22 protein-coding genes and 1 pseudogene are annotated in these 19662 nt (G+C 72.7%); 15 read left to right on the top strand and 8 right to left on the bottom strand.

The features are described from left to right. Window positions 1–86 precede the first annotated feature (86 nt). Window positions 87–833, top strand: coding sequence for an aquaporin (locus IH50_RS38040; protein WP_051767470.1), 747 nt, complete (start codon window positions 87–89; stop codon window positions 831–833). A gap of 28 nt (window positions 834–861) precedes the next feature. Next, the gene (locus IH50_RS0127905; protein WP_030868063.1) at window positions 862–2331 is read left to right on the top strand and encodes an aldehyde dehydrogenase family protein; all 1470 of its coding nucleotides are present in this window, start codon (window positions 862–864) and stop codon (window positions 2329–2331) included. 82 nt (window positions 2332–2413) lie between these two features. On the opposite strand, the gene IH50_RS0127900 is transcribed toward IH50_RS0127905, so the two are convergent. Then, window positions 2414–2902 (bottom strand): carboxymuconolactone decarboxylase family protein, encoded by a 489-nt coding sequence (locus IH50_RS0127900; RefSeq protein ID WP_030868062.1) that lies wholly within the window; start codon window positions 2900–2902, stop codon window positions 2414–2416. A 359-nt stretch (window positions 2903–3261) separates the two neighbouring features. On the opposite strand from IH50_RS0127900, the gene IH50_RS0127895 reads away from it, so the two are divergent. From IH50_RS0127895 to IH50_RS0127885, 3 genes are all read left to right on the top strand, one after another. Beyond that, complete coding sequence (locus IH50_RS0127895) at window positions 3262–4632, top strand: cellulase family glycosylhydrolase (protein WP_030868056.1); 1371 nt, start codon at window positions 3262–3264, stop codon at window positions 4630–4632. Window positions 4633–4761: 129 nt separating this feature from the next. After that, window positions 4762–5943, top strand: a complete 1182-nt coding sequence (locus IH50_RS0127890; RefSeq protein WP_030868053.1) for a cellulose-binding domain-containing protein — start codon at window positions 4762–4764, stop codon at window positions 5941–5943. A 180-nt stretch (window positions 5944–6123) separates the two neighbouring features. After that, window positions 6124–7002 (top strand): RNA polymerase sigma-70 factor, encoded by an 879-nt coding sequence (locus IH50_RS0127885; RefSeq protein WP_051767469.1) that lies wholly within the window; start codon window positions 6124–6126, stop codon window positions 7000–7002. An 18-nt stretch (window positions 7003–7020) separates the two neighbouring features. On the opposite strand, the gene IH50_RS0127880 is transcribed toward IH50_RS0127885, so the two are convergent. From IH50_RS0127880 to IH50_RS0127870, 3 genes are all read right to left on the bottom strand, one after another. After that, window positions 7021–8265, bottom strand: coding sequence for a family 1 glycosylhydrolase (locus IH50_RS0127880; protein WP_030868047.1), 1245 nt, complete (start codon window positions 8263–8265; stop codon window positions 7021–7023). A 44-nt stretch (window positions 8266–8309) separates the two neighbouring features. After that, complete coding sequence (locus tag IH50_RS0127875) at window positions 8310–10601, bottom strand: alpha-L-rhamnosidase (protein WP_037873007.1); 2292 nt, start codon at window positions 10599–10601, stop codon at window positions 8310–8312. 175 nt (window positions 10602–10776) lie between these two features. After that, entirely contained in the window at window positions 10777–11400 is a 624-nt protein-coding gene (locus tag IH50_RS0127870) for a TetR/AcrR family transcriptional regulator (RefSeq protein WP_030868042.1), read from the bottom strand. Window positions 11401–11645: 245 nt separating this feature from the next. Here IH50_RS0127870 and IH50_RS0127865 point away from each other — a divergent pair, with 245 nt between their 5' ends. Then, window positions 11646–13112 carry an MFS transporter gene (locus IH50_RS0127865; RefSeq protein WP_030868039.1) on the top strand — a complete coding sequence of 489 codons (1467 nt, stop codon included), beginning with the start codon at window positions 11646–11648 and terminating at the stop codon, window positions 13110–13112. Window positions 13113–13151: 39 nt separating this feature from the next. Here the strand turns inward: IH50_RS0127865 and IH50_RS0127860 are convergent, their stop codons facing one another. Continuing rightward, window positions 13152–14057 (bottom strand): helix-turn-helix domain-containing protein, encoded by a 906-nt coding sequence (locus IH50_RS0127860; RefSeq protein WP_051767468.1) that lies wholly within the window; start codon window positions 14055–14057, stop codon window positions 13152–13154. Between the two features lie 144 nt (window positions 14058–14201). On the opposite strand from IH50_RS0127860, the gene IH50_RS0127855 reads away from it, so the two are divergent. Genes IH50_RS0127855 through IH50_RS0127835 form a run of 5 tightly spaced genes read left to right on the top strand, consistent with a single transcriptional unit; the run spans window position 14202 to window position 17046 of the window. Beyond that, window positions 14202–14762 (top strand): quercetin 2,3-dioxygenase, encoded by a 561-nt coding sequence (locus tag IH50_RS0127855; protein ID WP_030868035.1) that lies wholly within the window; start codon window positions 14202–14204, stop codon window positions 14760–14762. A gap of 7 nt (window positions 14763–14769) precedes the next feature. Then, complete coding sequence (locus IH50_RS40140) at window positions 14770–14916, top strand: DUF1427 family protein (RefSeq protein WP_078914118.1); 147 nt, start codon at window positions 14770–14772, stop codon at window positions 14914–14916. Continuing rightward, entirely contained in the window at window positions 14913–15182 is a 270-nt protein-coding gene (locus tag IH50_RS39145; RefSeq protein WP_030868033.1) for a DUF1427 family protein, read from the top strand. The genes IH50_RS40140 and IH50_RS39145 overlap by 4 nt, the downstream gene beginning before the upstream one ends. Next, on the top strand, window positions 15172–16137 hold the full coding sequence (locus IH50_RS0127840) for an amidohydrolase family protein (RefSeq protein ID WP_030868031.1): 966 nt from the start codon (window positions 15172–15174) through the stop codon (window positions 16135–16137). Before IH50_RS39145 ends, IH50_RS0127840 begins: the two co-directional genes overlap by 11 nt. A gap of 15 nt (window positions 16138–16152) precedes the next feature. Then, the gene (locus IH50_RS0127835) at window positions 16153–17046 is read left to right on the top strand and encodes an alpha/beta hydrolase (protein ID WP_030868028.1); all 894 of its coding nucleotides are present in this window, start codon (window positions 16153–16155) and stop codon (window positions 17044–17046) included. Between the two features lie 13 nt (window positions 17047–17059). Here the strand turns inward: IH50_RS0127835 and IH50_RS0127830 are convergent, their stop codons facing one another. Continuing rightward, entirely contained in the window at window positions 17060–17554 is a 495-nt protein-coding gene (locus IH50_RS0127830; RefSeq protein WP_030868026.1) for a VOC family protein, read from the bottom strand. Between the two features lie 326 nt (window positions 17555–17880). Between IH50_RS0127830 and IH50_RS40135 the strand changes: the two genes are divergently transcribed. Then, window positions 17881–18159: a hypothetical protein gene (locus IH50_RS40135; RefSeq protein ID WP_078914117.1), complete on the top strand. Its 279-nt coding sequence runs from the start codon at window positions 17881–17883 to the stop codon at window positions 18157–18159. Between the two features lie 40 nt (window positions 18160–18199). Here IH50_RS40135 and rpsN read toward each other — a convergent pair whose 3' ends face one another. Next, window positions 18200–18505: a 30S ribosomal protein S14 gene (rpsN, locus tag IH50_RS0127820; protein ID WP_030868021.1), complete on the bottom strand. Its 306-nt coding sequence runs from the start codon at window positions 18503–18505 to the stop codon at window positions 18200–18202. Then, window positions 18505–18741, bottom strand: a complete 237-nt coding sequence (gene rpmB, locus IH50_RS0127815) for a 50S ribosomal protein L28 (protein ID WP_030868018.1) — start codon at window positions 18739–18741, stop codon at window positions 18505–18507. The genes rpsN and rpmB overlap by 1 nt, the downstream gene beginning before the upstream one ends. A gap of 81 nt (window positions 18742–18822) precedes the next feature. Here rpmB and rpmG point away from each other — a divergent pair, with 81 nt between their 5' ends. The 3 genes and pseudogenes from rpmG to IH50_RS0127800 all read left to right on the top strand — a co-directional run. Then, complete coding sequence (gene rpmG, locus IH50_RS0127810; protein WP_017949758.1) at window positions 18823–18987, top strand: 50S ribosomal protein L33; 165 nt, start codon at window positions 18823–18825, stop codon at window positions 18985–18987. Window positions 18988–18992: 5 nt separating this feature from the next. Next, window positions 18993–19250 (top strand): type B 50S ribosomal protein L31, encoded by a 258-nt coding sequence (locus tag IH50_RS0127805; RefSeq protein WP_030868016.1) that lies wholly within the window; start codon window positions 18993–18995, stop codon window positions 19248–19250. A 17-nt stretch (window positions 19251–19267) separates the two neighbouring features. Next, a pseudogene (locus IH50_RS0127800) lies at window positions 19268–19582 on the top strand (cobalamin biosynthesis protein CobW); the annotation flags it as partial. Window positions 19583–19662: the final 80 nt, after the last annotated feature.

Below are 19662 nucleotides of genomic sequence, written 5' to 3'. Positions count from 1 at the left end.
GAAAAAAGGTAGTCCGGTGTGGTGCGGGACGCGTCCCGCCGGACCGCCCCCGCCTCGCCCCTGCCCCCGCCCCTGATGAGGACTCCATGAGCACTTCCGCCCGGAGCCGCGCGGATCTCGTCCGGCACAGCGCGTACGAGTTCGCGCTGACCACGGTGCTTCTCTTCGCCGTGGTGAGCCTGATCCGCTGGCTGGCCCACCCCGCCTCGCCGCTGGCGATCGGCGACCCGGACGCCCTGTTCGCCGTCGCGGGAGTCGCGGTCGCCGCGCTCATCGCGGGCCTGATGTACTCGCCGCCCGGCCGCGGGTCCGGGGGCCACATGCACCCCGGCGTCACCGTCTTCCTGTGGTCGAGCGGTCTCTTCCCCTCCCGCGCCGTCCTCCCGTACGTCACCGCGCAGCTCGCCGGATCCGCGGCCGGTACCGCGCTGGCCGGACTGGTGTGGGGCGATGCCGTGCGCCGGGTCGGACACGGGGCCGTGCACCCCGCACCCGGGACGGGTACGGTCGAACTGTTCCTCGTCGAGGGTTCCGCGCTCGCCGCGGTCTTCGTGACGGTGGCGCTGGTGATGACCAGACCCGCCCTGGGGGCGCTGATCCCGGCGGTCATCGGCATCGGAGTGGGCGTGGTCGTCGCGACCCTGGGCACCGTGACCGGCGCGAGCATCAACCCGGCGCGCGCCTTCGGACCGGCCCTGCTCTCCAGGACGTACGAGCACTTCTGGAACTACATGATCGCGCCGGTGGCCGCCCCGGCTCTCGTCGGCCTCGCCCACCGTGCCCTGCGCACCCGCCGGGCCACCGGCCCCGCCTCCTCGCCCGCCCAGGCCTGAGCCTCACATCCCCTGACAGGAGCATCTCGTGTCCGTCTCCCGAGGACTGATCATCGACGGCCAGGAGGTCCCCGCCTCCTCCGGCCGCACCACGTCCGACACCAACCCCTGGACCGGCGCCGTCTGCGCGGAGATCGCCGCGGGCACCCCGGACGACGTACGCCGTGCCGTGGACGCCGCCGACGCCGCGTTCGAGGCGTGGGCCGCGACCAAGCCGGCCGAACGCCGCCGGATCTTCCTGCGCGCCGCGCAGTTGATGACCGAGCGCACCGAGGAGGTCGTACGGCTGATGGCCACGGAGGTCGGCGGCGCCGCTCCCTGGGCGGGCTTCAACGCCCACCTGGCCGCCGGCATCCTGCTGGAGGCGGCGGCCGAGGTCAGCCGCCCGACCGGCCAGGTCCTCGCCACCGACGCCGACGGCGTCCTCTCCACGCAGACGCGGGTGCCCAAGGGGGTGATCGCCGCGATCTCGCCGTGGAACGCACCGGTCATCCTCGGCGTCCGCGCGGTGGCGCTGCCGATCGCGATGGGCAACACCGTGGTGATGAAGCCCAGCGAGGACGCGCCGATCGCCTGCGGCCTGCTGATCTCCGACGTCCTGCACGAGGCGGGACTGCCCGCGGGCGTGCTCAACGTCGTCACCAACGACCGCGCCGACGCCGCCGAGGTGGTCTCCGCGCTGATCTCCGACCCCCGGGTACGGATGGTCAACTTCACCGGCTCCACGGAGACCGGCCGCACCATCGGCGTCCAGGCCGCCCGGCACCTCAAGCCCGCCGTCCTCGAACTCGGCGGCAAGAACCCCCTGCTGGTACTGGAGGACGCGGACGTCGACTACGCGGTGGACGCCGCGGTCTTCGGCTCCTTCATGAACGCGGGCCAGATCTGCATGTGCGTGGACCGGGTCATCGTCCACCGCTCGGTCGCCGACGAGTTCACCGCCAAGTTCGCCGCCCGCGTCCGGGCCCTGCCCTGCGGCGACCCGAGCGACCCGGCGACGGCCGTCGGTCCGGTCGTGAACGAGGCCGCCGCCCGCCGGGTCTCGGCGCTGATCGCGGACGCGGTCTCCCAGGGCGCCGAACTGGCCGCGGGCACCGGTGAGATCGAGGAACCGGGCACCCTGATCCGCCCGGTCGTCCTCACCGGGGTCACCAAGGAGATGAAGATCTACTACGACGAGATCTTCGGCCCGGCGACCGTGGTCCACGTCGTCGACGGCACCGACGAGGCCGTCGCGCTCGCCAACGACACCCCCTACGGACTCACCGCGGGCGTCATCACCGAGAACCTGGCCGAGGGCCTGGCGGTCGCCGGCCGGCTGCGCACCGGCATCGTCCACGTCAACGACCAGTCCATCGCCGACGAACCGCAGGCCCCCTTCGGCGGCGTGAAGAGCTCCGGCTACGGCCGCTTCGGCGGCCAGGCCGGCGCCGAGGCCTTCACCGACACCCGCTGGGTCACGGCACAGGTCAGGGGGCACGCGCACTTCCCGATCTGACGGGCCCCCCGGGCCGGCCCGAGGCCGGCCCGGGGCACACGGTCCCGGGCCGGCCCGAGGCGTCCTCCGGTCAGTCCTCCGGTCAGCTCTTGACCGTCGCCGCGAACATGCCCGCCTCGTACGAGCCGCCCTTCTGGTGGGTGATCACCGCGAGCCGGTTGGCCGCGTTGATCAGGGCGACCAGGGTGACCAGCGCGGCGGTCTGGTCGTCGTCGTAGTGCTTGCGCACCCGGGCCCAGGTCTCGTCGGAGACGCCCTCGGAGGCGTCGGCGAGCCGGGTGCCCTCCTCGGCGAGGGCCAGGGCCGCCTGCTCGGCCTCCGTGAACACGGTGGACTCGCGCCAGGCGGCGACCAGGTGGAGCCGGACCGCGCTCTCACCGGCGGCCGCCGCCTCCTTGACGTGCATGTCGACGCAGTGGCCGCAGCCGTTGATCTGGCTGGCGCGCAGTGACACCAGCTCCTGGGTGGACTTCGGCAGCGGCGAGTCCTGGATCACCAGGGCCGCGCCGGCGAACCGCTTGGCGAACCGGGCGGCGAGCTGGTTCTCGAACAGGTTGAATCGGTTATTCATGGTTTCGTCCTCACTCATGTTCATTTGCGGTGTTGAGCTGGTCTGAACACGAGATGCCGGAGGTTCGCTCCCTGTGACAGGAGGGAGGTGTGACGTGCGCCACCGTTCGCGTCGGCGGGGCCGGACGCCTCCGCATGAGCGGCAGTCACCCGCGCCGCGGCATTCTTCGGCCGTCACATGGCTATCGCGCGTCGGCGTGTCGGTGTACGGTCACGGGCCGATGGGCTTTGGGAGCGCTCCCATTGCGCTGCACCACGCCGCGCCCGCACGACGCGAGTCATCGCACGTATGCGCATCGCACGAGTTCGCACCGCATCAGTTCGCACTGCATGAGTTCGCACCGCACGAGGAGGAACGCTGTGAAACGCTTTTTGGCCTTACTGGCGACCTGTGCGACGGTCCTGGGCCTCACGGCGCTGGCCGGTCCGCAGGCGGCGGCCGCCACCGGCTGCCGGGTCGACTACACGGTGGCCAGCCAGTGGCAGGGCGGCTTCCAGGCCGGAGTGAGAATCACCAACCTGGGCGACCCCGTCTCCGGATGGAGGCTCGGATTCACCCTGCCGGACGCCGGGCAGAAGCTCGTCCAGGGCTGGAACGCCACCTGGTCGCAGTCCGGCTCCACGGTCACCGCCACCGCTGCCGACTGGAACCGCACACTGGCCACCGGCGCCACCGCCGACCTGGGCTTCACCGGCTCCTTCACCGGTGCCAACCCGACACCCACGGCGTTCACGCTCAACGGCGTCGCCTGCACGGGCTCCGTCGAAGAACCCCCGCCCACCCCGGGCGACGGCACCCCCGTGGACATCAACGGACAGCTGCACGTCTGCGGCGTCCACCTCTGCAACCAGTACGACCGCCCCATCCAGTTGCGCGGCATGAGCACCCACGGCATCCAGTGGTTCAGCCAGTGCTACACCGACGCGTCCCTGGACGCGCTCGCGAACGACTGGCGGTCGGACCTGCTGCGCATCTCCATGTACGTACAGGAGGACGGTTACGAGACCGACCCCGCGGGCTTCACCCGCCGCGTGAACGGCCTCGTCGACATGGCCGAGGCCCGTGGCATGTACGCCGTGATCGACTTCCACACCCTCACGCCGGGCGACCCGAACTTCAACCTCGACAGCGCGAAGACGTTCTTCACCTCCGTCGCCGCCCGCAACGCCGCCAAGAACAACGTGATCTACGAGATCGCCAACGAGCCCAACGGCGTGAGCTGGGCGGGCATCAAGAGCTACGCCGAGCAGGTCATCCCGGTGATCCGGACCGCCGACCCGGACGCCGTCGTCATCGTCGGCACCCGCGGCTGGTCCTCGCTGGGCGTCTCGGACGGCTCCAGCGAGAGCGAGGTCGTCGCGAACCCCGTCGACGCCACCAACATCATGTACGCGTTCCACTTCTACGCCGCGAGCCACAAGGACACCTACCGCGCCACGGTGAGCCGGGCGGCCTCCCGACTGCCGCTGTTCGTCTCCGAGTTCGGCACGGTGAGCGCCACCGGCGGCGGAGCGGTGGACCGGGCGAGCAGCATCGCCTGGCTGGACCTGCTCGACCAGCTGAAGATCAGCTACGCGAACTGGACCTACTCCGACGCCGACGAGGGCAGCGCGGCGTTCCGGCCCGGCACCTGCGCCGGCACCGACTACAGCGGCAGCGGCGTGCTGACCGAGTCCGGCGCGCTGCTCAAGAGCCGGATCAGCACCCCGGACGACTTCCCCACGAGCTGACCTCCGACGGGGGTCCGGCCGCCCAGACCCCCGCCCCGCCGATTGGGAGCGCTCCCAATCCGTACCCCTGCTTCCGTACCTCTTACGTCCCACCCACCTCACCCCTCACCCCTCACCTCGGAGGCACAAATGCGCGCTCTCCTCGCACGATTACCGCGCCGGCCCTGGACCGCGGTCCTCACCGCCGCCGTACTGTCGGCGTCCGCCCTCACGGTGCTGCCCGCGAGCGGAGCCGAGACCGGTACCGAGACCGGCGCCGAGACCGGCTGCCGGGTCGACTACACCGTGAACAAGTGGGCCGACGGCTACACCGCACAGGTCAAGGTCACCAATCTCGGCCCCGCGCTGGACAGTTGGCGGCTGACCTGGACCTACACCGGCGACCAGCGGGTGACCTCCGCGTGGAACGCGACCGTCACCCAGACCGGCGCGTCCGTCGTCGCCGACAGTCTCGGCTGGAACGGCGCGCTGCCCACGGGAGGCGCCGCCGAGTTCGGCCTGCAGGGGACCTGGCGTTCGGCCGACCCCGCACCGAGCGACTTCGCCCTCAACGGTGTGCCGTGCGGCGGTGACGGCACCACGCCGCCCACCACGCCCCCGCCCACGACCCCGCCACCCAGCGAGGACTGCGGCGACGCCGCGCTCTGCTCGGACTTCGAGGACCAGACCGGCTCCGCCCCGTCCGGCGCCTGGCGCTTCACCGCCCCCGACTGCCAGGGCACCGGGACGGCCGCCGTGGACACCGCCGTCGCGCACAGCGGCAGCCGGTCGCTGCGGATCGACGGCCGGGCCGGCTACTGCAACCACGCCTTCGTCGCCTCCACCGCGGACCTGTCCTCGGTCGGTCCGGTCATGTACGTACGCATGTGGGTGCGGCACACCACCGCACTCCCCTCCGCCCACGTCACCTTCGTGTCCCTGCCCGACTCCTCCCAGAACGGGCGGAGCCTGCGCGTCGGCGGCCAGAACGGCGCCCTGCAGTGGAACCGGGAGAGCGACGACGCCACCCTGCCGGAGCAGAGCCCGGCCGGCGTGGCGCTGAGCAGGCCGCTGCCGACGGGAAGCTGGCAGTGCCTGCGCTTCGCGATCGACACGACGGCCCCCGGACTCGACACCTGGCTCGGCGACGAGCAGGTTCCCGGCCTGCACGCCGACGGTGTGCCGACGCAGGACGTCGACCGGCAGTGGCTCGCCCGCACCACCCCGCCCCGCCCCACCGCCCTGCGGCTGGGCTGGGAGAGCTACGGCACGGGTGACGACACCCTGTGGTTCGACGACGTGGCCGTCGGCTCCGACCCCATCGGCTGCTGACAGCTCCCCGGCCGGAATTCCGCCCCGGCGTCCCGCCCGGACGCCGGGGCGGACGGCCGTCCTCCGGACGAACCCTCCCCGCACATGTCACAGAACCCCGGCGGCCGGCGTCCTGTGTGCGGGAGACCGTGGGAAGCGAACGAACGGGAGCAGCCGGTGAAGAGCGAGGCAACAGAGCACATGGACACCGCGACCGAGGCGTTCGTCGCCCACCGCAACCTGCTGTTCACCGTCGCCTACGAGATGCTCGGCTCGGCCGCCGACGCCGAGGACGTGCTGCAGGAGACCTGGCTGCGCTGGGCGGATGTCGACCTCGCCGCGGTGCGGGACCGGCGGGCCTACCTCGTACGGATCACCACCCGGCAGGCGCTGAGCAGACTGCGTACGCTCGGCCGCCGCAAGGAGTCCTACGTCGGCTCCTGGCTCCCCGAACCGCTGCTCACCGCCCCCGACGTGGCCGAGGACGTCGAACTCGCCGACAGCGTCTCGATGGCGATGCTCCTGGTGCTGGAGACGCTCGCCCCCACCGAGCGGGCGGTGTTCGTGCTGCGCGAGGTGTTCGGCCTCGAGTACGACGAGATCGCCGGAGCCGTCGACAAGAGCCCGGCCGCGGTGCGCCAGATCGCGCACCGGGCACGGGCGCACGTCGCGGCACGCCGGCCGCGCGGGGCCGTGTCACCGGCCGAGACACGGGACGCCCTCGACGCCTTCCGGCGGGCGGTCGAGACGGGCGATCTGCAGGGCCTGCTCGACGTCCTCGCACCGGACGTCGTCCTCCTGGGCGACGGCGGCGGCGTCAAGCAGGCCGTCCTCAAGCCCGTCGTGGGGGCCGACAAGGTGGCCCGCCTGCTGCGGGGCGGACTGGGCAGGCTCACCGCCGAGGTGTCGCTGCGGCCGGCGGAGGTCAACGGCCTGCCCGCGCTGATCATCGGGCTCGACGGCGTGCTCGACACCGTCCTCGCGGTGCGCGTCGAGGACGGCCGCATCACCGGCCTCTACGCCGTGCGCAACCCCGAGAAGCTGTCCCACATGGAGAGCGAGACCGCCCTGCGCCGCTGAGCCGGCCGGGGCACCGGGTCACCTGCGCGGACCCCGATGGCGTCGCACCACCTCCGCGTACGCCTTCGCGCTCGGCTTCGGGCGGCGTTCGAAGGTGTCGCGGTCGACCTCGTGCAGCCCGAGTCGGGCGCCGTACCCGAAGATCCACTCGAAGTTGTCCATGAGCGTCCAGTGGCAGTACCCGAGGACGGGCGTCCCCGCGCGCACCTCGGCCGCGAGGTGTTCGACGGCGGCGGGGACGAACGCGGCGCGCTGCGCGTCGTCCGGGGTCTGGATGCCGTGTTCGGTGACGAGGACCGGCACCCCGGACACCTCGTGGGCGTAGCGCACGGCGCCCGCGAGGGAGGCCGGCTCGATGACGGTGCCCATCCCGTTGCGCTCACCGGCGGGCGTCACCTCGCCGTCGGGGCCGTGGACGATCCGCTCGTAGTTCTGCACGCCGATGAAGTCGTCGTGGCGTGCCTCGCGCAGCCAGTGGTCGTAGACGGCGGCACGCTTGGCGTCCCGGCGTTCCTCACCGCCGGGGAGGGCCACCTCGTCGGCGATGGCGATGGAGACGCCGACGGGCAGGTCGGCGCGGCGGGCCTTGATCGCGTCGCGGGCGGCCCGGTGCGCCCGCGTGAACGCGGCCTGGAACTCGTCCTGCCGGTGGGCGGGGATGACGTTCGCACTGGCGTAGGTGTCGCTCCCGGCGGCGTGCGCTGCCGCCTCCAGCATCCGCGTCTTGAGCGCCTCGGCCTCGGCGGGGAGCTTCGCGCCCGCCTGCAGCAGCTGCTCCAGGTTGGGCTCGTTCAGGGTGACGGCGTGGGAGATGCGGTCGCCGAAGCGCGCCATCACGCGGTCGCACTGCTCGGCGAAGCGGGCGGGGGCGTCGGCGGCGGTCCAGGAGCCGGCCGCGGCGAACCAGTGCGGTGCGGTGAAGTGGCTGAACGTCACCAGAGGGGCGAGTCCGCGTTCGAGACAGCCGTCGACCTTGCGCTCGTAGTGGTCGAGGGCCTCGGCGGAGACGACGCCGCGCTCGGGTTCGACACGGGCCCACTCGACGGAGAACCGGAAGGCGTTGAGCCCGAGGCCCGCGGCCAGGTCGAGGTCCGTGTCCCAGCGCTGGTAGCCGCGGCACGCCGGACCGCTCGGCTCGCGGAACAGCGAGGGCGTCGTGTGTTCCAGGAACCAGGTGTCACTGGCGCTGTTGTCGCCCTCGTTCTGGTGTCCCGCGGTGGCCACGCCCCACAGGAAGGTGTCGGGCAGGCTGGTGTGGGTCATGTGTGTGCTCCTCGTACTGGGTCGGGTAAGGCGGTCGTCGGGCGTCACCGCGTGGTCGCGGGGAACGGCGCGTAGAAGGTGTGCCGGCCGGGTCCGGCCTCCACGGGCTCCGCACCCGGCAGGTCGACCAGCGCGGTGACGTCGGGCGGCACGACGACGTCGACGCGCAGCCTGTCGCCCTCCCGGCTCCACCCGGCCCCGGCCCGGCCGTACGGCGTCTCGTGCTCGGCCCGGGCCCAGGTGAGGTCGCCCCCGGGGCGGGGACGGACCAGCAGCCGCCGGTAGCCCGGCTCGGCGGGGGCCAGACCGGCCACGGTGCGGTGCATCCAGTCGGCGACCGCGCCGAGCGCGTAGTGGTTGAACGAGGTCATCTCGCCGGGATTGACACTCCCGTCGGGGAGCATGCTGTCCCAGCGTTCCCACACGGTGGTGGCGCCCATGTCGACCTGGTACAGCCATGACGGGCACGCCCGCTGCGTCAGCAGCCGGTAGGCGGTGTCCACGTGCCCGGTGCCGGTCAGCGCGTCGCACACCAGGGGAGTGCCGAGGAAACCGGTGCCGATGCGGTGGCCGCGCTCCGCCACCAGGGCGGCCAGCCGGCGTCCGGCCTCGGCGCGCTCGGTGTCGTCCTCGATCAGCCGGAAGCACAGGGCGAGGGCGTAGGCGGTCTGCGTCTCCTCCGTCAGGCGTCCGCCGCCGGCGTGGAAGCGGGCGAGGAAGGCATCGCGGACCGCGTCGGCCAGGGTGTGATGGCGGACGGCGTCGTCGTGGTCGTCCAGGACCTCCGCGGTCCGGGCCAGCAGTCGCGCGGAGTGCGCGAAGTACGCCGTGGCGACCAGGGCGGACGACGTCATCGCGCGGCCCGGGTCGTCCGCCGGGGCGGTCGGGTCCAGCCAGTCGCCGAACTGGAATCCCTCGCCCCAGATCCGGTCCGGTCCGGCCAGGCGGTCGACGGCGTCGACCCAGGCGCGCATCGACGGGTACTGGGCGCGCAGCACCTCCGTGTCGCCGTAGCGTTCGTACAGCACCCAGGGCACGACGACGGCCGCGTCGCACCAGCCGGCCATCGGCGGGTTGCCGGGTGGGATCGGCACCGGGGTGATCACCGGGATGTCGGGGCTGAACACCGGGGGCACGCGCCGTTCGTCGGCGTCCTGGTCGGCGGCGAGGTCGCGCAGCCAGGAGCGCAGGAAGTCGCGGACGTCGTGGAGGAAGGCGGCGGTGGGGGCGAAGATCTGGACGTCGCCGGTCCAGCCGAGCCGCTCGTCGCGCTGCGGGCAGTCGGTGGGCACGTCGACGAAGTTGCCGCGCATCCCCCACACCACGTTCTCGTGCAGCCGGTTCAGGGAGGCGTCCGAGCAGGAGAACCAGCCCGTGCGGCGCAGGTCGCTGTGGACGACCACGGCCGTGACGTCGGCCGGGTCGAGGTCGCCGGGCCAGCCCTCGACGTCGGCGTAGCGGAAACCGTGGAAGGTGAAACGGGGTTCCCACTCCTCGCCCGTCGGGTCGCCGCGCAGGATGTAGCGGTCGGTGGCGACGGCGTGCCGCAGCGGGCGCGTGCAGAGGTCGCCGTCCTCGAGGACCTCCGCGTGGCGAAGGGTCACCGTGCGGCCGGCCTCGCCGCGGACCCGGACGCGCAGCCGCCCGACGAGGTTCTGGCCGAAGTCGAGGACCGTACGTCCGGTGGGCGAGGTGGTGACCGCGACGGGCGCGAGATGCTCGATGCGGCGCACGGGCGGGCTGTCGGCCGGGAAGAGGACGGTGGTGTCGAAGTCGACGACGTCGGCCGGCTGCCACGCCGAGTCGTCGAAGCCGGCTTCGCTGAAGCCCGCCCGCTCCCGGCGGGCGTCGTACTCCTCGCCCTCGTACAGACCGGCGGCGAGGACGGGCCCGGGGCTCCAGCGCCAGCCGTCCCCGGTGGTGACGGTCCCGGTGGTGCCGTCGGCGTACTCGAGGTGCAGTTCGGCGAGGAGCCCGGTGCGCTCGCCGTAGATGTCCCGGGTGCCGCCGTTGAAGCCGAGCAGCCCCCGGTACCAGCCGTCGGCCAGGTGGGCGCCCCAGGCGTTGCGGCCCTCACGGACCAGGGGGGTGACGTCGAAGGACTGGTAGCGGTGGCGGTGGCGGTAGCTCGTCCAGCCGGGGGCCAGGACGTGGTCGCCCACCGTGGTGCCGTTGAGCTCCAGTTCGTAGACGCCGAGGGCGGTGACCAGGAGCCGGGCCGACCGTACGGCGGTCCGCGCGGTGAACTCGCTCCGCAGCAGCGCGGCCGGGCGGGCCCCCTCGGCGGGCACGGGCATGCGGGGACTGACGACGCGTGCGGTCCAGTGGTGGTTCATGGCGCCCTTCTCGGCGGTGACGGGGGAGCAGGCACGATCATGCAGCGAATGCCTAGTGATTACTAGGCATTCGAGTGCGTGACGTGCGCCACGCGCGAGTGCCGTCCGGGGTGGTAAGTCATGCTCATGACAAGCGGGCGGAATCGCCGGGGCTCCGTGGGTCCTGAAGGGGCGTCTACAGCCCCTGCCCGTCCGTGGAGATGCCCCGCAGCAGGCGGTCGAGGTGGCCGCGCATGACCGCGATCAGGTCGAAGGACCGCCCCGAGGCCAGCCACTGCTGCAGCAGGCCCGCGTCCACGGCGACGCACTCGCGGGCGATGCCCTCGTGGTCCAGTCCGGGGAGCAGCTCGCCGCTGCCGCTGCCGGCCCGCAGCCGGTCGGCGAGCTCCGCGACGCCCTTCTCCTGCCAGGTGGTGAAGTGGTCGTGGGCCGGATGGTCGGGCGCGGTGGCCTCGGCGGTCAGCACGACCGCCAGCTCCACCATGCCGGGCATGCCGAGCGTCTCGGCCGTGTCCTCCAGATGGCAGCGGAAGGCGTCCCGCACCGAGTCGGAGACGCGCTCCCAGCGCACGTCCATGCGCTCGTGCCAGTACTCGACGACCGCGAGCAGCAGCTGCTGCTTGTCGCGGAAGTGGTGCAGCAGTCCGGCGTCGGTGATCTCGGCGTCCCGTGCGACGCGGGCGAGGGAGGTCTTGCGGTAGCCGTCCCTGCCGAAACGCAGCAGGGCGGCCTCCAGGATCTGCGTACGCCGTGCCCGGCCCGCCGTGTAGTGGCCGCGAGGTCCCCTGGGTGTCGCCATGCCAGAACAGTACCGGCGGGGCGCGGGACGGCGGCCGGCCGTGCCGGCTGTGGGCGTGCTGTGTGAGGTGGGCCACACTCTCGAAACCTAGCGGTCACTAGGTGTTCGGGTCATCATCGACCCACGCGACGACAGGTTGCCGCGCTGTCACCTCCCCGTGAACCACGCGTCACGGCAGCCCGTCCTCAGCCCTTCCCCCACATGCTCCCCCCTTCCTTCGGCACCTCCGTGAAAGGAGGGCTGGCATGACGACGTCGTCATCAAGCCCCACGGTCGACCACGCGCCCCGCGACCCCGCGGACGGGCGGTGGACACCCCGTCTGGTCCTGATCCTCATCGCACTCGCCTGGCCGACCCAGCTGCTCGCTGCGGGCGGCATCCTCGGGGCCAACGCCATCGCGGGTGTCGCCCAGGCGTTCCACACCACCCAGGTGGTGTGGTTCAGCCTGACCCTCACCCTGGTGTCGACCCTGCTCACCCCCTTCGTGATCAAGCTGGGCGACCTGTACGGCAAGCGGCGCGTCATGCTCGCGATGACGGCCCTGGGCACCCTCGGCGAGCTGCTGGCCGCGCTGGCCGGCAGCTTCTGGCTGGTCCTCGCCGGCCGGGCGATCGCCGGGTTCTACGGGCCCTTCGGCGCCCTGTCGTTCGCCGCCGTACGGGACGTCTTCCCGGCCCGGCTGGTGAAGCAGGCGAGCGGCATCATGGGCAGCAGCGTCGGCCTGGTGGCCCTCGGCTCCCCGTTCCTCGCGGGATGGCTGATCGAAGCCTGGGGGTACCGAGGAGTCCTGTGGTTCCTCGCCGTCGCCACCGCGGTCGCCTTCGCGCTGATCGCGCTGCTGGTCCCGGAGACCCCCCGGCACGCCTTCGGGTCCCGTCTCGACTGGCCGGGCGGCCTGGTCCTCGGCGGCGGCCTGACGGCCGTGGTCTACGCCCTCGGCCAGGGGCAGAGCTGGGGCTGGACGGACGTACGGACCCTGGGCTGGCTCGGAGCGGGGGCAGCCGCGCTGACCGCCTTCCTGTTCGTCGAGCGCTCCAGCGCCCACCCCATCCTGGACCTGAAGGTCCTGCGCCGCCGCCCGGTCGCCCTGGCGCTGACGGCCGGCGGTCTCGGCCAGACGGTCGCCTTCACCCTGCCGAGCCTCGCCATCCTGCTCGCCCTCTACCCCGCCATCCCGGGCGTGTCGGACGGGCTCGGCTGGACGGCCCACCACAACGCCGTCGTCAGCGTGAGCTGGAACCTGGTGATGTTCGGCACCGGCATGCTGGTCAGCCGGTACCTGCGCCGCTTCGACGCGCGCCGGGTGTGGTGCGCGGGCCTTGCGGTCATGGCCGTCGGCTACACCCTCGTGGGCTTCTTCCACGGCGACGAACTCCAGCTCGTCGTCACCTCCTGCGTCGCCAACCTCGGCGCCGGCGTGGTCGTCGCGGTGGCGCCGGTCCTGGTGATCGGCGTGGTCTCGCCCGACGAACAGGGGCTGGGCAGCGGCATGCTCAACATGCTCATCAGCCTGTTCGGCGCCGTCGTGACCGCCGGCGCCTACGCCGTCCTCGGCGCGCACAGCACCACCGTCGACGGCACCGCCTTCTACCTCGACGCCGGTTACTCCGGGATCTTCTGGCTCGGCGCCGCGGTCACGGTCGTGGCCCTGGTGCTCTCCGTCTTCATCCCGCGGCTGCGCGACCCCGAGGAGGACCCCGCCGGCGGCTGACCCCGCGGAGGGCCCCGGCCGGCGGCTGACCCCGCGCCTTCAGGGCTTCGTCAGCGACCGGAACTCGGTCGGCGTCATACCGGTGTGCTGACGGAAGAAGGCGCTGAAGACCGTCGGGTAGGTGAACCCGATGTGCTCGCCGATGGCGGCGGGCGGCAGCGAGCTGTGGATCAGCAGACGCTTCGCCTCCAGCAGCACCCGGTCGTCGATGTAGCGCTTGGCGCCGCAGCCGAGGGCGGCCCGGGTGGCCCGGGTCAGGGTGCGCGGACTGTAGCCGAGCCGGGCGGCGTAGTCCTCGACCCGGTGGGTCCGGCGGAAGTCCTCCTCGACGGCCTCGCGGAACAGCCGGAACGGCTCGCCGCCGTCGGAACGCCCCCGCCGTCGCGGGTCGGCGAGGTGGACGAGCCGGATCAGGACCACCGACAGCAGGTTCCGCACCGTCTCGACGTACGCCTCCAGCGGCAGGTCGGACAGCGCGGCGTGCTCCTCGACCAGGGCGTCCAGGAGCCGCAGCAGGGCCGCCTGCCGCGGCCCGTCCGGCGTGACGAGACGGTACGGGACGTGCGCGCCGTCCCGGATCAGCGCGTCCGTCGCGGCGCTGGGGAAGCCGGTGGGGAAGACCAGGACGGTGGCGTCGCAGCCCCGGTGCCCGTCGGGGAACTGCAGCACCTGTCCGGGCCACACCCACAGCCAGTCACCCGGCGTGAGCGGGTACGAGGTGAAGTCCACCGAGCACGCGAGCCGCCCGCCGCGGACCGCGACGACCACGTGGAACGCCGGACGTCCGGGCACCGTGAGGGGCAGCCCCCGCTCCACGGCGCGGGCGGCGAGTCCGGGCAGGTCGAGGACCTCCAGGCCCGGCGGCCTGCCGGGGGTCGGCCGGTACGACACGGCCGGGACACCGGCCGCCGCACGGCCCACGGGGAACTGTCCGTTTTCCTTCATCGCGTGCCCGAGTGTACGCAGGCCGTCCCTCCCGGCCGGTCTAGCGTGAAGGACGAGCCACGAAAGGGCGGGGCGCGAGCCGCCGACGCCCCGGACGAGTCCCATTTTCTTCTTCCTTCAACTTCTTCAACGGGAAGGACCACCATGACCATCGAGTTCGCCACCCGCTACCGCGAGCGCTCCCACATCCCGCCCGAGCCGGGCAAGCCGTACTTCATCGAGAAGGGCCAGGGCGACCGCGCCCACCTGTTCACCGACCTGTTCACCGTCTACGCCGGCGGCGAGCAGACCGAGAACACCTTCAACTTCTTCACCTGCGAGGGCCCGAAGGGCGACATCATCCCCGCCCACTCCCACCCGGACACCTACGAGGTCTTCTACATCACCGACGGCGCGGTGCGGCTGTTCGTCGAGGACCTCGAGGGCGAGCAGTACGAGAAGCTGCTCACGGCGGGCGACTTCGGGTTCGTGCCCAAGAACTGCCCGCACGCCTACCGCATCGAACGCCACCACAGCCGGATCGTCGGCGTGGCCGCGGGACCGGGCGGCACCTTCGAGCGGTTCTTCGAGAACCTCGGCACCCCCACCGACGAACTCGGCCTGCCGCAGAAGCCGTTCGTCCCCGAGCCGCACAAGTTCGGCACCGTGCCGCAGCGGTACGACGTGAACTTCCTGCCCGACCACAAGTGGCGCACCGGGAGCTGAGCGCTCCATGCCGTACCTGAAGGCACTGCTCGCCGGAGCGCTGGTCGGCGTGGCCTACGTGCTGGTGCGGACCGAGTCGCCCGCACCGCCCCCCGTCGCGCTGGCCGGACTGCTGGGCATGCTGCTGGGCCAGGCCGTGCTGGAGACCCTGTGAGCGCCGCCGGCGCCACGCGCGGCTTCCTCCGCAAGGCCGGCCTCTCCTTCGCCGCCGGTCTGCTCATGGGCGCGCTGTACTGGGCACTGGACGTCACCTCGCCCGCCCCGCCGCTCCTCGGCCTGACCGGGCTGGCCGGCATCGTGCTCGGCGAACGCGCCGCCACCGCCGTACGCCACCGCCCGGCCCGGCGCCGTCCCGCTCCTCCTCCGTCCGCCGCAGAAGATCCGTCCGCCGCAGAAGAAGGAACCCCCCGTGTCCCCTGACACCCCCGGATACCTCGACGTCCACGCCCACTTCCTCACCGACTCCTACGTCCGCCGGGCCCGCGAGGCCGGACACGAACTCCCCGACGGGGTCCCCGCCTGGCCCACCTGGTCGGCGGCCGCGCACCTGGAGCTGATGGACCGCTGCGGTATCGAGACATCGATGCTCTCGATCTCCTCGCCGGGCGTCCACTTCGGCGACGACACCGCCGCCCGCCGCCTGGCCCGCGAGGTCAACGAGGCCGGCGCCCAGGCCGTACGCGACCACCCCGGCCGCTTCGGCCTGTTCGCCTCGCTGCCGCTCCCGGACGTCGACGGCGCCCTGGAGGAGATCGCGTACGCCTACGACACCCTGCACGCCGACGGGGTGGTCCTGGAGACCAACACCCACGGCACCTACCTCGGCGACCCGGACCTGGAGCCCGTATGGGCCGAGCTCGGCCGGCGCCGCGCCGTCGTCTTCCTGCACCCCACCTCCCCGGTGTGCTGGGAGCGGTCCGCCCTCGGACGCCCCCGCCCGATGATCGAGTTCATCTTCGACACCGCCCGCACCGTCACCGACCTGCTCATGGCCGGGACGCTGGACCGCCACCGCGACCTCACGGTGATCGTGCCGCACTGCGGTGGCGCCCTGCCGGTGCTGGCCGACCGCATCGACGGCTTCATGAGGATGTTCATGCCCGAGGGCACCGCGGTCCCCGGCGCCGTCGAACAGCTCCGCCGCCTCCACTACGACCTCGCCGGACCCGCGCTGCCCCGTCAGCTCCCCGCCCTGCTGAACCTCGTCGGCAGCGACCGGCTCCTGTACGGCAGCGACCACTGCTGGACCCCCGCCGCCGGGGTGGAGGCCCACGTCGCCGGCCTGGACGCCGCCCCGGCACCCGACGGCGCCGGCAGCTGGCGCGCGCTCACCACCGCCAACGCCCGCCGCATCCTGCCCCGTACGGCCCGCTGACGTAAGGCACCCACCGTGACGTTCCCCTTCCACCTGCTGGCCCCGCCCGACCCGGCCGTGCTGCCCCTGCCGCACCCCGCGCACCCCGCCGACGGCGTACGGCTGCTGCGCGGCGCCGTCTACGCGGTCCCCGAGGGCAGCCGCCCGCTCACCGTCGACCTGTGGCTTCCCGAGGACATCCCCGGCCCCGTCCCGGTCGTGGTCTTCGTCCACGGCGGCGCCTGGCGCACGGGCCTGCGCGACGACCTCGGCCCCCGCTTCCGCCACTGGAACCCCGGCCCCTTCGCCCGGCTCGCCCGGGCCGGGTTCGCCGTCGCCTGCCCCGACTACCGCCTCAGCGGCGAGGCCCCCCACCCCGCCCAGAGGGACGACCTGGCCGCCTGCCTCACCTGGCTGCGCACCCGCGCCGCCGACCTCGGCCTGGACACCGCGCGGACCGTCCTGTGGGGGGAGTCGGCCGGCGGACACCTCGCCGCCCTGACCGCCCTCACCCGGCCCGCCGGCACCGTCTCCGGCTGCGTCACCTGGTACGCCCCCACCGACCTGCCCGCGCTCGCCGAGGACCACCCCGAGGGTGCCTACGACGCCCACGACCCGGCCGGCTTCGAGGCCCTGCTGCTCGGCGGCGCCCCGGCGGAGCGGACCGACGCGGCCCGCGACGCCAGCCCGGTCACCCACGTCGGCCCCCAGGCGCCGCCCTTCCTGATCCTGCACGGCACCGACGACACCCTGATCCCCGCCCGGCAGTCCGTCCGCCTCGCCGACGCCCTGCGGGCGGCGGGCCACGAACCCGACCTGTGCCTCCTCGACGGCGGCAACCACCTCTGGGTGGGCCTGACCGACACGGACGTCGAGGACTGCCTCACCCGCACCGTGGACTTCATCCGCCGCCGCACGGACGGCGGGTGAACCCGGGCCGCCCTCACCCGGCGGCGGCCAGGCGCCGCCGCAACTCCTCCTCCGAGACGTCCTCCAGGTGAGTCAGGAAGACCCACACGTGGCCCGAGGGATCCTTGAGGATGACGGTGCGGTCGCCGTGGAACATGTCGGTCGGCGGCTGGAGGATCTCGGCGCCGGCCGCCTCCGCGCGCTCCGCCAGAGCGTCGACGTCCGGCACGAAGACGTGCAGCGTGACGGAGGTGCCCCCGCCGAGCGAGGACGGCGCGGCGAAGGACCCGGCCTCCGCCTCGTCCACACTCGCGTCGCCCAGCATCAGCGCCGACCGCCCGACGGTGATCTCGGCGTGCAGGATCCCGCCGCCCGGGGCGTCGATCCTGAAGTCCTCACGGGCGCCGAACGCCCGCCGGTAGAAGTCGATCGCCGCGGCGGCGTCGTCGACCATGATGTGCGGGACCACGGCGTAGCGGTAACGGTCGGGAATCCCGATGTCTGCTGTGCCGGCCGCGTACTCGGCCATGACGGACCTCCTCCGAAGACACCGCCGGTCGGTTCCCGCGGCTGTGAACGAACGTAGAAGCTCAAGTCCGGTTCAGGTCAAGCGCGCGGCCCTCGCCGGTGGTTGTTCGTCGGAACTCTCCGGATGACGGACGAAGCGGGCCGTTCCGGGGCGGACCGGCGATGTGTCGGAGACGCGGACGGTCGTGGACCGTGAGCCGGTGCGCTGTGAGGCGGTGTGGACACCGGGCGTCGAACGGCACCCGGCCGACGCCGGGGAGGACCCGGGGAGCCGGCTGCCGGCGGCGGCCAGGCGGCCACCCGTCACCGTCGCACCGGGAGCACGCCATGACGCCCGCCACCGAGCGCCGCACCCACGAGGGCCACGACCACCGGCACCAGGAGAGCCGCGGGCACGTCGCCGTCCGGCGCGGCGACCACGTCGACCATGTGCGCGACGGACACATCGACGAGTGCGTGACCACCGGGCCCCGGCCGCACGAGGGCCACGGACACCGGCACGGAATCGGCTGCGGTCATGTCGCCGTGCCCCATGACGGCCATGTCGACCATGTGCACGACGGCCATCGGCACGCCGCCCACGAGGGGCACCGGGACGGCCACTGAACCACCCGGCACCGCACACCGGGCGCGGGCCGGGCACGCATCACCAACTGCTCTTGGTCACCCCCGGAAGCTCGCCCGCGTGGGCCATCTCGCGCAGGCGGATGCGGGACAGGCCGAAGGCGCGCAGGTGACCGCGGGGACGGCCGTCCACGGAGTCGCGGTTGCGCACGCGGGTGGCGCTGGCGTCGCGGGGCTGCCGGCGCAGTTCCCGCTGGGCGGCGGCGCGATCCTCGTCGGACGTCCGGACGGACGAGATGACCGCCTTCAGTTCGGCACGGCGTTCGGCGTGGCGGGCCACGACGAGCCGTCGCCGTTCATTCTTCGCGATCTTGCTCTTCTTCGCCATCAGACCTTCCCTCCCCGGGCGCGGATGCGCGCGACCGCCGCCTCGATGCCGATCGTGTCGACCGTCTTGACGCCCTTGGCGGAGAGCGTGAGCCGGACGTGGCGGCCTTCGCTCGGCAGCCAGTAGCGCTTGCGCTGGATGTTCGGGTCGAAGCGGCGCTTGCTCCGCCGGTGGGAGTGCGAGATCTGATGCCCGAAGCCGGGCTTTCGGCCGGTGAGTTGGCAGTGAGCGGACAAAGTTCCTCCTCGATGTCGATCGATGGCAGCACACTAACAGCTAGATGAAAATGAAATTCAATACCGTGTAGAGTGCGGTCCATGGCCCGTAACGAACTGCGTCCGATCATCAAACTGAGGTCCACCGCCGGCACCGGCTACACCTACGTGACCCGCAAGAACCGCCGTAACGACCCCGACCGCCTGACGCTGCGCAAGTACGACCCGGTCGCCGGGCGCCACGTCGACTTCCGTGAGGAGCGCTGAGTACCGTGAAGCCCGGAATCCACCCCCCGTACCGCCCCGTCGTCTTCCGTGACCGGGCCGCCGACTTCGCCTTCCTCACCCGGTCGACGGCCACCAGCGACCGGACCGTCGAATGGGAGGACGGCAACACCTACCCGGTCATCGACGTCGAGATCTCCTCGGCGAGCCACCCCTTCTACACCGGCACCCAGCGGGTACTGGACACCGCGGGCCGGGTCGAGCGCTTCGAGCGGCGCTACGGACGCGAACGGAGCGGGCGGTGAGCGGGGGCCGGGCACGGCTGCCGGTCGCGATCGTCGCCGGACTCCACGCCGACGCCCGCCGGGCGGCCGTCGACGAGATCCTGCGCGCGGTGCCCGGTTCGGTCGCCCTGCACCACGACCTGACGTCCGCCGTCGACGGCTCGGTGCACCGGTCCGTGCGCGACGCCGACGGCCTGCTCGGCAGCGGCGACGCGCCCCTGGTGAACGACTGCGCGTGCTGCGCGCTGCGCGAGGACCTCGTCCCGGAACTGACGCGGCTCGCGGAAGCGGGCGGTCACCGGCTGGCCGTCGTGGAACTGTGGGACTCCGTCGAACCGTTCCTAATCAGTGAGCAGGAGTGAGTCTTGGACCCATTCCTGGCCGCTGCGGACACCCCGAACGGTTTTGGATGTCCTGGTCGCCCGCGTTCTCG

Source organism: Streptomyces sp. NRRL S-37 (assembly GCF_000721605.1).
GTDB lineage: Bacteria > Actinomycetota > Actinomycetes > Streptomycetales > Streptomycetaceae > Streptomyces.
Note: the sequence above shows the minus strand (reverse complement) of the source record. Positions and strands in the feature narration are given on the sequence as shown.

What these genes read in the sequence shown, in the direction of transcription:
- IH50_RS38040 (WP_051767470.1), top strand. Translation starts at nt 87, where the DNA reads ATGAGCACTTCCGCCCGGAGCCGCGCGGATCTCGTCCGGCACAGCGCG.
- IH50_RS0127900 (WP_030868062.1), bottom strand. Translation starts at nt 2,902, where the DNA reads ATGAATAACCGATTCAACCTGTTCGAGAACCAGCTCGCCGCCCGGTTC.
- IH50_RS0127890 (WP_030868053.1), top strand. Translation starts at nt 4,762, where the DNA reads ATGCGCGCTCTCCTCGCACGATTACCGCGCCGGCCCTGGACCGCGGTC.
- IH50_RS0127885 (WP_051767469.1), top strand. Translation starts at nt 6,124, where the DNA reads ATGGACACCGCGACCGAGGCGTTCGTCGCCCACCGCAACCTGCTGTTC.
- IH50_RS0127880 (WP_030868047.1), bottom strand. Translation starts at nt 8,265, where the DNA reads ATGACCCACACCAGCCTGCCCGACACCTTCCTGTGGGGCGTGGCCACC.
- IH50_RS0127875 (WP_037873007.1), bottom strand. Translation starts at nt 10,601, where the DNA reads ATGAACCACCACTGGACCGCACGCGTCGTCAGTCCCCGCATGCCCGTG.
- IH50_RS0127870 (WP_030868042.1), bottom strand. Translation starts at nt 11,400, where the DNA reads ATGGCGACACCCAGGGGACCTCGCGGCCACTACACGGCGGGCCGGGCA.
- IH50_RS0127865 (WP_030868039.1), top strand. Translation starts at nt 11,646, where the DNA reads ATGACGACGTCGTCATCAAGCCCCACGGTCGACCACGCGCCCCGCGAC.
- IH50_RS0127860 (WP_051767468.1), bottom strand. Translation starts at nt 14,057, where the DNA reads ATGAAGGAAAACGGACAGTTCCCCGTGGGCCGTGCGGCGGCCGGTGTC.
- IH50_RS0127855 (WP_030868035.1), top strand. Translation starts at nt 14,202, where the DNA reads ATGACCATCGAGTTCGCCACCCGCTACCGCGAGCGCTCCCACATCCCG.
- IH50_RS40140 (WP_078914118.1), top strand. Translation starts at nt 14,770, where the DNA reads ATGCCGTACCTGAAGGCACTGCTCGCCGGAGCGCTGGTCGGCGTGGCC.
- IH50_RS0127830 (WP_030868026.1), bottom strand. Translation starts at nt 17,554, where the DNA reads ATGGCCGAGTACGCGGCCGGCACAGCAGACATCGGGATTCCCGACCGT.
- IH50_RS40135 (WP_078914117.1), top strand. Translation starts at nt 17,881, where the DNA reads ATGACGCCCGCCACCGAGCGCCGCACCCACGAGGGCCACGACCACCGG.
- rpsN (WP_030868021.1), bottom strand. Translation starts at nt 18,505, where the DNA reads ATGGCGAAGAAGAGCAAGATCGCGAAGAATGAACGGCGACGGCTCGTC.
- rpmG (WP_017949758.1), top strand. Translation starts at nt 18,823, where the DNA reads ATGGCCCGTAACGAACTGCGTCCGATCATCAAACTGAGGTCCACCGCC.